We start from the raw sequence: 10,835 nt of genomic DNA, 5'->3' as shown, positions 1-10,835 counted from the left end.
GTGGCGACGGCGGTCTCGGCGATGTCCTCCGCCGCGCCCTCCTCGCCGCCGTACGCGGCCATCAGCTTCTGCACCACCGACTGCGCGGAGACCTGACTGTCGCCGACCGCCGCGTAGAGCGACGCCACATCGGCCAGGTGCAGGTCCCGGGCGATCGACATGAGCGCGTCGGAGGTGAGCATCCGCTGCAACGGCATGCCCTGCTTGCGCATCGCCTTGACGATCGCGTCCTTGCCGGCCTCGATCGCCTCCTCGCGCCGCTCCTTGTTGAAGTACTGCCGGATCTTCGTCCGGGCGCGCGGGCTCTTGACGAAGCCCAACCAGTCCTGCGTTGGGCCGGCCGTCTCGGACTTCGACGTGAAGATCTCGATCACGTCGCCGTTGGACAGCGTCGATTCCAGCGGCACCAACTTGCCGTTGACCCGCGCGCCGATGCACTTGTGCCCCACCTCGGTGTGCACCGCGTACGCGAAGTCCACAGGCGTCGACCCGGTCGGCAGCGGGATGACGTCACCCTTCGGGGTGAAGACGTACACCTCCTGGCTGGACAGGTCGAACCGCAGCGCGTCGAGGAACTCGCTCGGGTCGGCCGCCTCACGCTGCCAGTCGAGCAACTGCCGCAGCCAGGTCATCTCGTCGATGTGCGCCGGCGGGCCGACGATCTGGGTGCCCTTGTGCTCCTTGTACTTCCAGTGCGCGGCGATGCCGAACTCCGCGGTGCGGTGCATCGCGTACGTGCGGATCTGCATCTCCACCGGCTTGCCGGTGGGCCCGATGACAGTCGTGTGCAACGACTGGTACATGTTGAACTTGGGCATCGCGATGTAGTCCTTGAACCGGCCCGGCACCGGCTGCCAGTTGGCGTGGATGACCCCCAGCGCCGCGTAGCAGTCCCGAACCGTGTCGACCAGGATCCGCACACCGACCAGGTCGTAGATGTCGTTGAAGTCGCGACCCCGCACGATCATCTTCTGGTAGATCGAGTAGAGGTGCTTCGGCCGCCCGGTGGTCTCCGCCTTGATCTTGGCGGCCTTCAGGTCGGTCTGAACCTTCTGCGTCACCTGCCGCAGCAGCGCCTCGCGCTGCGGCTGGTGCTCCCCGATCAGCCGGTTGATCTCCTCGTAGCGCTTCGGGAACAGCGTGCCGAAGGACAGGTCCTCCAGCTCCCACTTGATCGTGTTCATACCGAGCCGGTGCGCCAGCGGCGCCAGGATCTCGAGGGTCTCCTTGGCCTTCTGCTCCTGCTTGGGGCGGGGCAGGAAGGTCAGGGTGCGCATGTTGTGCAGCCGGTCGGCCAGCTTGATCACCAGCACCCGCGGGTCCTTGGCCATGGCCACGACCATCTTGCGGATCGTCTCGGCCTTGGCCGCGTCACCCAGCTTGACCTTGTCGAGCTTGGTGACGCCGTCGACCAGCAGGGCGACCTCGCCACCGAAGTCGGCGCGCATCTGGTCGAGGGTGTACTCGGTGTCCTCGATGGTGTCGTGCAGCAGCGCGGCGACCAGCGTGGTGGTGTCCATCCCCAGGTTGCCGAGGATCGTCGCCACGGCGAGGGGGTGGGTGATGTAGGGGTCACCGGACTTGCGGTACTGCCCGGAGTGCCACCGCGCGGCCGTGTCGAAGGCGCGCTGGAGCAGCCGGGCGTCCGCCTTGGGGTGGTTGTCCCGGTGGCTGGCGATGAGCGGCTCCAGCACCTCGCTGACCTGGGAGGTCTGCCAGGGCGCGTTGAACCGGGCCAGCCGGGCCCGGACCCGCCGACCGGTGGGCGCGTTGGACAGCCCGAACCCGCCGCTGGGCGACGGGTCGATGCCGGCGTCGGCCGGAAACGGGACCACGACGCCATCGGCGCCAGGGGACGCCTCGACGCTCGGCGGGCCGCTGGTCGGATTCACCGCGCTTTCGCCGGGAGCCCGGCCGGAGCCGTTGCCGTTGCCCGTCACCCGGGCCGGCGCATCGCCTGTCGGGTCGGTAACCGAGCCGTCAGCGTCGCCTGTCGGGTGCACCGTGCCCTCCGCCGGAGGGACGACATCGTGGGACACCGGCCTCCTCACCGCTCGCCGGAAACACGCCGGCCGAAGATCGGCCGACCTGGTCTCGCCCGCCGGACGGGATACCGCCGGCGTCAGCAAAGGGCAATGCTACCCGCACGGACGGCCCCCTGCCGCTCCGCCGGACGGTCGGCGCCGCGTCCATCCGACCGGTCCGGGACCAAACGGTCAGCAGAGTACCGACCGGCTCAAACAGTCAACAGGGCGTGGACGGGACGCGGCGCCAGTCGCTCGCGCCCACCCAGGAAGCCGAGTTCCAGCAGCACAGTGAAGCCGGCGACGGTGCCACCGGCCCGCTCGACCAGGTCCAGCGTCGCCTCGGCCGTGCCACCGGTGGCCAGCACGTCGTCGACCACCAGCACCCGGTGCCCGGCGGTGAAGGCGTCCTCGTGCACTTCGAGGGTGGCCTCGCCGTACTCCAACTCGTAGGAGACCGAGTGCGCGGGGCGCGGCAGCTTGCCGGCCTTGCGCACCGGCACCACGCCCACCCCGGTCGCGTACGCGATGGCCGCCGCGACGACGAACCCGCGCGCCTCGATGCCGACCACCACGTCGAAGGTGTCCCGCCCGTGGTGCGCAACGATCCCGTCGATCACCTCACGGAAGACCCTGCCGTCGGCGAACAGTGGCATCAGGTCCTTGAACATGACGCCGGGCTTGGGGAAGTCGGGCACGTCCAGCACCCGACTGGCGACCAGTCGGGCGGCCTCCGGGCCACTGTCCCCGTGCGCTGCGGCGCTGTGGGTCTCCGTCACGGCTGTTTCGCTCTCCTTCGACGACGAACGGCGTCCGGCAACAGCATGCCGGACGCCGTTCGGGTGTTTCGTGTCGGGTCAGCGCCGCTTGGCGCCACCCGGCCGGTTGCCGCCACCACCCGGGCGACCGCCCCGGGCACCGGTGGACCGCTTGCCCGCCGGCCGAGCGCCCACCTTGGGGGCGGCACCGGCCAGCGCGGCGGCGTCCTGGTCGACAGGCTCGTCGGTCGCGTCGGCCTGGGCGACCGGGCTCGCGGCAGCACCCTTACCGGTGACCTCGCCGCGGCTGATCGCGCCCCGCCGGGTCAGGACGCGCTTGTTGTGCGCCTGGATCCGCGGGTCGTAGTTCTTCAACAGCGCCAGCAGCGGGGTGGCCACCAGGATGGAGGTCAGGAACGCCACCGCCATACCGACGAACAGCACCAGACCCAGGTCCTTCAGCGTGCCGGCACCGAGCAGGCCGGCACCGATGAAGAGCAGACCACCGACCGGCAGCAGGGCGACCACCGAGGTGTTCAACGACCGCATCAGGCTCTGGTTGATGGCCAGGTTGGACGCCTCGGCGTACGTCTGGTTGTTGTTGGCGGTGATGCCCCGGGTGTTCTCCTGGACCTTGTCGAAGACCACCACCACGTCGTAGAGCGCGAAGCCCAGGATGGTGAGGAAGCCGATGATCGTCGATGGGGTGACCTCGAAGCCGACCAGCGAGTAGATGCCGGCGGTGAGGATCAGGTTCGTGATCAGCGAGGCGACCGCGGCCACGGCCATCCGCCACTCGAAGCGCAGGATCAGGTAGACCATCACCAGCGCGATGAAGATGACCAGACCGAGTACGGCCCGCTCGGTCACCTGGCTGCCCCAGGCCTCACTGACCTGGTTGTCGCTGATCTGGTCGGCGCTGATGCCGAGGTCCTCGGCGATCTGGGCCTTGACCGCGGTGGCCTGCTCGGCGGTGAGCTGCGGCGTGCGGAGCTCGTAGGAGTCGCCGCCCGGACCGCCGACCTTCTGCGTGGTGGCCACCGTGACGCCGGTGTTCTCGGCGGCGAGGGCCGAGTTGACCTCCCGCTCGGCGTCGTCCAGGGTGCCGACGCTGGCCGGCACCTGGAACGAGTTGCCGCCGGCGAACTCGATGCCCAGGCTGAACCCACGGATCGAGAAGCTGAGGATCGCGATCAGGATGAGAAGCCCGGCGACGCCGAACCAGAGCTTGCGTCGACCGACGATGTTGAGACCGGCCTCGCCGTTGTAGAGGCGGCTCGCCAAACCGTTTTCAGCCATCTCAGGCCTCCTTGGCGCGCGGGTTGCGGGGCTGAGTCGGCTGGTTGCGAGCCGGCAGTGCTCGGCCCAGACCGCTGACCCGCGGGGACAGGAACGCCTGGGTCCGGGCGAACATCGTCATGATCGGGTGCCGGAAGAGGAAGACCACGACCAGGTCCAGCACTGTGGCGAGGCCGAGCGCGAACGCGAAGCCCTTGACGGTGCCGACCGAGACCACATAGAGCACCACAGCGGAGAGCAGGGTGATCGCGTTGGCCGAGATGATCGTCCGACGGGCCCGGATCCAGGCGCGGGGCACCGCGCTACGCGGGCTGCGTCCCTCCCGGATCTCGTCTTTCAGTCGTTCGAAGTAGATGACGAACGAGTCCGCCGCCACACCGAGCGAGACGATCATTCCGGCGATGCCGGCGAGGGTGAGCGTGAAGCCGATCTGCCGGCCGAGCACCACCAGCGCGCCGAAGACCAGCAGCGCGGAGAGGATGAGGCTCAGGAAGATCACCGAGCCGAGCAGCCGGTAGTAGAAGAACGCGTAGATGATGACCAGCAGCATGCCGATGCCGGCAGCGAGCAGACCGGCGCGCAGGTGGCTGGCACCCAGCGTGGCGGTGACGTTCTGCGCTTCCTGCTGCTCGAAGGTCACCGGCAGCGCGCCATAGCGGAGCTGACCGGCGAGGGTGCTGGCGTCCTTCTGGGTGAAGGTGCCGGTGATCTGGGAGTTGCCGGTCAGCACGCCCTGGATCTCCGGGGAGGAGACGATCTTGTTGTCCAGCACGACGGCCACCCGGCACTTGCCGTCCTGGCCCAGGGCGGTCGCGTCGCAGGCCTGACCCTCGTTGTTGAACGCCTCACGGGTCAGCGAGGTCCACTTGCCCTGACCGTCGCCGGTGAAGTCCAGGCTGACCACCCAGGCGTTGGTCTGGTCGAGCACCGCGTCGGCGTCGGACACGTCGGTGCCCAGCACCTTGGCCTGGTCGAGCAGGTACTTCGACGCGCCGTCCTCGCAGGAGACCACCTGCTGCTTGGCGTCGGAGATCGACGCCGGAGGGCGCTGGTCGAGCTGCGCGCAGCCGATCGTCGGCACGTTGAACTGCATCTGCGCCGGCAGCACCGCGACCTCCTGCGGAGACAGCGTGCCGAACGGCTTGAACTTCTCTGCCAGCGACGGGTCGGCGGTCAGATCGGCCGGGGCCTGCAACCCGTTGGCGGCCTGCCACGCGGCGGCGCCGACCTTCTGCTCGACGGCCTTGCGCTGCTCCTCGACGCTGGCCGGCACCGGCTCGGCGCTGGCGCTGGGCGCGGCGGCGCTCGGCGAGGCCGTGGCGGACGCGGAGGGGGTCGGCGTGGCGCTGGGCGACGCCGGGGCCATTCCGCCCTGACCGCCGCTGGGCGACGAGGTCACCTTCGGCGAGGCGCTGCCGGACGGGGTCGCGGCACCGGACGGGGTCGCGCTGCCGGTCGGGGCGGCGCTGCCGGACGGGGTCGGCGTGGCGGCGGGCGGCGCCTCGGCCACCCCGCTGCCGGACGCGCCCTTGAGCACCTTGCGGAAGCGCAACTCGGCCGCTTCGCCCACGTCGTCGAGGTTCCGGTTCTCACCGGGCAGGGAGATGACGATGTTGCGGTTGCCCTCGGTGACCACCTCGGCCTCGGCCACGCCGAACGCGTTGACCCGACTCTCGATGATCTCGCGGGCCTCCTCGAGGTTCTCCGCCGTCGGGGGCTTGCCGTCGACGCTGTTGGTCGCCTCCAGTGTCACCCGCGTGCCGCCGATGAGGTCCAGGCCGAGCTTGGGCTCGAGCCGGTCCTTCCAGCTGCCGCTGGCGCCGGCGAAGAACACCAGAAGATAGAGGACCACGAAGATGAACCCGAGCACGGCGAGCTGCCGCCCGGGGCGCATCTGTCCCTGAGGTGGTGCCACGGCTGTCCTGTCTCCCTGTACGGTCGCGCCGCTGTCGCAGCGGCGGCGGTGTCGGGCCGGGGGTCCTGCCCGACGGGTCTGCCTTGAGCCGACGGAATGCCGACACGAGGACCGGGCGCCCCCGGCGCGGAACGCCGACGGTCACGGGAACGTGCCGACGCCCGGCGTCGACCCAACTATCCAGTTTTCACGTCTCGCCCGCTGCCCCGTCCGGGCGCGACGACCCCGGAAGCCGGCCGACCGGCCGTACGCCGCAATCGCCGCTCCCGAGGGGAGGGGTCACTCCTTGACGGTGTCCGCGTCCTCGGTGACCGGCTCGCTCGGCAGCTCCGCGCGGGTGACCACCCGCGCGATGGCCGGGCGGGCGTACCGGGTCTGCACGCCCGGGGCGACCTCGATCAGGACGGTGTCGTCCTCGATGCCGGTGACAGTGCCGTAGAGCCCACCGATGGTCACGACCTCGTCGCCGGGGCCGAGGTTGGACTGCATCGCCTCTGCCTCTTTGCGGCGCTTCTGCTGCGGCCGGATCATCATGAAGTACATGACACCGAAGAGCAGGGCGATCATCAGGATCGGCGTGAAACCGCCGGCCCCGCCACCCGCTGCTGCCAATTGCACGGTTACTGACCTTCCCATTGGCCACCTGCCCGGCACCGGGGTGCCGGAGCGGAGGCGGATTCTCACGTCCTGTACAGACCGCGGCGAAGTCTAAACCCTGCACCTGGGAACGCCGAATGCGGCACAGATCACGTTCACATCACGGCTGATCGACGTCCAAGGAGAACAAGTCGGGCACAGGTGGACTATCCACACCAAATGTACCATTCGGCGGAGTGCGTCCCAGATGCCGCCAAGCGGCCTCGGTCGCCACCCGACCCCTGGGCGTACGGGCCAACAGCCCAGCCCGCACCAGGAACGGCTCGCAGACCTCCTCGACCGTGTCCGGCTGCTCCCCCACCGCCACCGCGAGGGTGGACAACCCGACCGGGCCGCCCCGGAACGAGTCGACCAACGCGGTCAACACCGCCCGGTCCAGCCGGTCCAGGCCGAGCGCGTCCACGTCGTACACGATCAGGGCCGCACGCGCGGTGTCGAGATCGACCACCCCGTCCGCCCGGACCTCGGCATAGTCGCGGACCCGGCGCAGCAACCGGTTCGCGATCCGGGGCGTGCCCCGGGACCGACCGGCGATCTCGGTGGCGCCCTCCGGGGTGATCGGCACCCCCAGGATCCGCGCCGAACGGTGCAGCAACGTCTCCAGATCCGCCGGCGCGTAGAAGTCGAGGTGCGCCACGAAGCCGAACCGGTCCCGCATCGGCCCGGTCAACAGACCCGAACGGGTCGTCGCGCCGACCAGGGTGAACGGCTCCACGTCCAGCGGGATCGCCGTCGCACCGGGCCCCTTGCCCACCACCACGTCGACCCGGAAGTCCTCCATCGCGCTGTACAGCAACTCCTCGGCCGGCCGCGCGATCCGATGGATCTCGTCGATGAAGAGCACGTCGCCCTCGGCGAGGCTGGTCAGGATCGCCGCCAGATCGCCGGAACGCTCGATCGCCGGGCCGCTGGTCACCCGGATGCCCGCGCCCAGCTCGGCGGCGACGATGTTGGCCAGACTCGTCTTGCCCAACCCGGGTGGGCCGGACAGCAGGATGTGATCCGGCGGCGACCCCCGCCGCATCGCGCCCTGCAACAACAGGTCGAGCTGGTCGCGTACCCGGTCCTGGGCGATGAACTCGGCCAGCCGCCTCGGCCGCACCGTGGCCTCCGCGTCCCGATCGGCGTCGCTGACGTACGCCGAGACGAGCCCCTCGGTCTCACTCATCGTGCCGCCTTCATTCGCGACTGCGGGGCTCGCAAACCCGGCTCACTCCTCGCGCTCATCGTGCCGCCTTCATTCGCGACTGCGGGGCTCGCAAACCCGGCTCACTCCTCGCACTCATCGTGCCGCCCGGGCGGTCATCGGGTGCGGCCCAGTAGTCGGATGGCCTGCTTGAGCAGGACCGGCACCGGCGGGGTCTCACCCTCGATCGACTCCGCCACCGCGGCCACCGCCTGATCGGCCTGCCCGGCCGTCCAACCCAGCCCCACCAGCGCCTGCCGGACCTGGTCGGGCCAGCTGCCGCGGGTCACCCCGGCCGCCCCGTCGGCGCCGATCGGCACCGGGCCGATCCGGTCCCGTAGCTCCAGCACCAGGCGTTCCGCGCCCTTCTTGCCAATCCCGGGTACGCGGGTCAGGGCGGCCGTGTCCGCGTTGGCGATCGCCTTGCGTACCGCGTCCGGGGTGTGCACCGCCAGCACCGCCTGGGCCAGTCGCGGGCCGACGCCACTCGCGGTCTGGAGCAGCTCGAACAGAGACTTGGCGTCGTCGTCGGCGAAGCCGTAAAGAGTCAGCGAGTCTTCCCGCACGATCAAACTGGTGGCGAGCCGGGCGACCTGGCCGACCCGCAGTTCCGCGAGGGTCCCCGGGGCGCAGTGCACGGCGAGCCCGACCCCGCCGACCTCGATCACCGCCTGGTCCGGACCCGTCGCGGTCACCGTGCCGCGCACGCTGGCGATCATCGCGCTCCTCCTCGTCGTGCCCTGTCGGCCGCGGCGGCCAGCTTGGAGCGGGTCCCGCCGCGCCATACATGGCAGATGGCCAGGGCCAACGCGTCGGCGGCGTCCGCCGGCTTCGGCGGCTCGGCCAGCCGCAACAGCCGGGTCACCATCGCGGTCATCTGTGCCTTGTCGGCCTGACCGGACCCGGTCACGGCGGCCTTCACCTCGCTCGGGGTGTACGTCTGCACCGGCAGCCCGGCCCGCGCCCCGGCCAGCACGGCGATGCCACTGGCCTGCGCGGTGCCCATCACGGTACGAACGTTGTGCTGACTGAACACCCGCTCGACGGCAACGCTCTCCGGTTGATGCTCGGCGACCAGCTTGTTCAGCGACCGGTCCAGGTGCAACAGGCGCAACGCCAGGTCGTCGGCCGGGTCGGTGTAGACCACGTAGTAGGCGACCAGGGTGCAGGGCCGGCCGGGCACACCCTCGACCACACCCACCCCGCACCGGGTCAACCCCGGGTCCACACCGAGCACGCGCACGCCGCCCCCTCCCCAGCCGTCAGCAGTACGTGTGTTCGACACCCTAACCGGCGCCCTTCCCACCAGCCCCACGGGACACGCCCTCCCACACCCCACGCCCCCACCCACGCCCCAAGATCTGCGCAACTTGCCGGATGTTGCTGCCTCTGGCGCGCGAGAGACAGCAACATCCCTGATATTGCGCGGATCTTGACGACAAACGTCGTTCCGAGTGACCGGGAGCGGCCTGCGGGGACACCCACCGCCGTCAAGGTCACGCCCGATCCAGGATTTAGTGGCCACGGCGCGCCTGGATGCCCCCACATCCAGGACAACACCGTTGCGTTGGGCGGGGCGGCTGCTCGTCACCGGCGCCACCTCGCCGATCATGCAGCCGTGGTGGGCAACAAAACGCCCACAAACCGCCAATCCGGGCACCACAACTCCATGATCGCCCCGCCGCCCCCGCCGCCCCGCGCCGCCCCGCGCTGCCCCTGCCCCTGCCCCTGCCCCGCGATCTTGCACTTCCTGTCCCGACACAAGCCGCATCCCACCCATGTCGACAACCGAAACCGCAAGATCGACGCGATCTTCTCGCTCCACCTACGGTGATCGACCAGGAGCCCCTTCTCCAGCACGGGTTGACCCGCCAGCCACAGCGCTAACGCGATATTGCGGCGTGCGGCGTGGCGGGCTGTGGCAGAGGCCAGGCCCGGCGGCGCGAGGCCCAGCAGGCGGCGGCGCGAGGCCCAGCAGGCGGCGGCGCGACCCAAGGCGCGGCGGGACGGGATGGGCCGGGCGGGCGGGGCGGCGGGGCAGCACAAGGCGCGGCGAGACGGCGAGGCGCGGAAGCGGGGTGCAAGGGGGCGGTGGGTGGGAGCGGGTACTAGGGGGCGGGTGGGGCCACACAGCTTTGGTACGGAGTATGTGTCGCTGGCCCATGTGCCGGGGAGCACACAGCTCGTAACTTCTTGCGCCATGACGGCAGAACCCGTGGTGGTCCCCCACGTCGTACAGCTCGACCTCTCCGGTCGGACCGCCCTGGTCACCGGGGGCGGCGGCGGCATCGGGCGGGCGTGCGCCCTGCGGCTGGGCGCGGCCGGCGCCAAGGTGCTCGTGGTGGACCGCAACCTGGAGGCGGCCAAGGCGGTGGCCGCCGAGGCCGGTGGCCGGGCCGAGGGCGTGGACCTGTCCGACGCCGCGGCGGTGGATTCGCTCGACGTGGACGTGGACATCGTGGTGAACAACGCCGGGCTCCAGCACGTCGCACCGTTGCAGGACTTTCCCGTCGAGCGGTTCGAGTACATCCAGCGGGTGATGGTGGAGGCGCCGTTTCTGCTGATCCGCCGGGCGCTGCCGCACATGTACGCGCGGGGCTGGGGGCGGATCGTCAACATCTCCTCGGTGCACGGGTTGCGCGCCTCGCCGTACAAGGCGGCCTACGTCTCGGCCAAGCACGCCCTGGAGGGGCTGTCGAAGGTGGTCGCGTTGGAGGGCGCCGCGCACGGCGTCACCGCCAACTGCATCAACCCGGCGTACGTGCGTACCGCGCTGGTGGAGAGCCAGATCGCCGACCAGGCGGCCAGTCACGGCATCGACGAGGCCGAGGTGATCGAGAAGATCATGCTGGCCCGGGCCGCGATCAAACGGTTGATCGAGCCGGAGGAGGTGGCCGAGCTGCTGGCGTACCTCTGCTCGCCGCCGGCGGCGTTCATCACCGGGGCGTCGATCGCCCTCGACGGGGGCTGGACGGCCAACTAGTGGGGCTGAGCAC

9 protein-coding genes are annotated in these 10,835 nt (G+C 70.3%); 1 reads left to right on the top strand and 8 read right to left on the bottom strand.

The genetic code is table 11. From position 1 onward, the window contains the following. The 8 genes from ABZU43_RS16325 to ruvC all read right to left on the bottom strand — a co-directional run. On the bottom strand, positions 1-2,039 hold a 2,039-nt coding region (locus ABZU43_RS16325; protein ID WP_355007316.1), incomplete at its 3' end, for a bifunctional (p)ppGpp synthetase/guanosine-3',5'-bis(diphosphate) 3'-pyrophosphohydrolase. Between the two features lie 197 nt (positions 2,040-2,236). After that, entirely contained in the window at positions 2,237-2,803 is a 567-nt protein-coding gene (locus ABZU43_RS16320) for an adenine phosphoribosyltransferase (RefSeq protein WP_355007315.1), read from the bottom strand. A 78-nt stretch (positions 2,804-2,881) separates the two neighbouring features. After that, positions 2,882-4,081, bottom strand: coding sequence for a protein translocase subunit SecF (gene secF / locus ABZU43_RS16315; RefSeq protein ID WP_355007314.1), 1,200 nt, complete (start codon positions 4,079-4,081; stop codon positions 2,882-2,884). A gap of 1 nt (position 4,082) precedes the next feature. Then, entirely contained in the window at positions 4,083-5,996 is a 1,914-nt protein-coding gene (gene secD, locus ABZU43_RS16310) for a protein translocase subunit SecD (RefSeq protein WP_355007313.1), read from the bottom strand. A gap of 279 nt (positions 5,997-6,275) precedes the next feature. Further along, positions 6,276-6,632: a preprotein translocase subunit YajC gene (gene yajC, locus ABZU43_RS16305; RefSeq protein ID WP_355007312.1), complete on the bottom strand. Its 357-nt coding sequence runs from the start codon at positions 6,630-6,632 to the stop codon at positions 6,276-6,278. A gap of 121 nt (positions 6,633-6,753) precedes the next feature. Continuing rightward, positions 6,754-7,821, bottom strand: a complete 1,068-nt coding sequence (ruvB, locus tag ABZU43_RS16300) for a Holliday junction branch migration DNA helicase RuvB (RefSeq protein WP_355007311.1) — start codon at positions 7,819-7,821, stop codon at positions 6,754-6,756. A gap of 134 nt (positions 7,822-7,955) precedes the next feature. Continuing rightward, the gene (ruvA, locus tag ABZU43_RS16295) at positions 7,956-8,558 is read right to left on the bottom strand and encodes a Holliday junction branch migration protein RuvA (protein WP_210784947.1); all 603 of its coding nucleotides are present in this window, start codon (positions 8,556-8,558) and stop codon (positions 7,956-7,958) included. Beyond that, the gene (gene ruvC, locus ABZU43_RS16290; protein WP_112584546.1) at positions 8,555-9,082 is read right to left on the bottom strand and encodes a crossover junction endodeoxyribonuclease RuvC; all 528 of its coding nucleotides are present in this window, start codon (positions 9,080-9,082) and stop codon (positions 8,555-8,557) included. Before ruvC ends, ruvA begins: the two co-directional genes overlap by 4 nt. A 957-nt stretch (positions 9,083-10,039) precedes the next feature. On the opposite strand from ruvC, the gene ABZU43_RS16285 reads away from it, so the two are divergent. Then, on the top strand, positions 10,040-10,822 hold the full coding sequence (locus ABZU43_RS16285) for a 3-hydroxybutyrate dehydrogenase (RefSeq protein WP_355007310.1): 783 nt from the start codon (positions 10,040-10,042) through the stop codon (positions 10,820-10,822). Positions 10,823-10,835 lie beyond the last annotated feature (13 nt).

Origin of the sequence: Micromonospora sp. NPDC005205 (genome assembly GCF_040608275.1) — a bacterium.
Taxonomy (GTDB): domain Bacteria; phylum Actinomycetota; class Actinomycetes; order Mycobacteriales; family Micromonosporaceae; genus Micromonospora.
This window is presented reverse-complemented; position numbering and strand designations above follow the sequence as displayed.

Excerpts from the sequence above, each read along its gene's own strand:
- ruvB (WP_355007311.1), bottom strand. The coding sequence starts at position 7,821 with ATGAGTGAGACCGAGGGGCTCGTCTCGGCGTACGTCAGCGACGCCGAT.
- yajC (WP_355007312.1), bottom strand. The coding sequence starts at position 6,632 with ATGGGAAGGTCAGTAACCGTGCAATTGGCAGCAGCGGGTGGCGGGGCC.
- ABZU43_RS16285 (WP_355007310.1), top strand. The coding sequence starts at position 10,040 with ATGACGGCAGAACCCGTGGTGGTCCCCCACGTCGTACAGCTCGACCTC.
- secF (WP_355007314.1), bottom strand. The coding sequence starts at position 4,081 with ATGGCTGAAAACGGTTTGGCGAGCCGCCTCTACAACGGCGAGGCCGGT.
- ruvA (WP_210784947.1), bottom strand. The coding sequence starts at position 8,558 with ATGATCGCCAGCGTGCGCGGCACGGTGACCGCGACGGGTCCGGACCAG.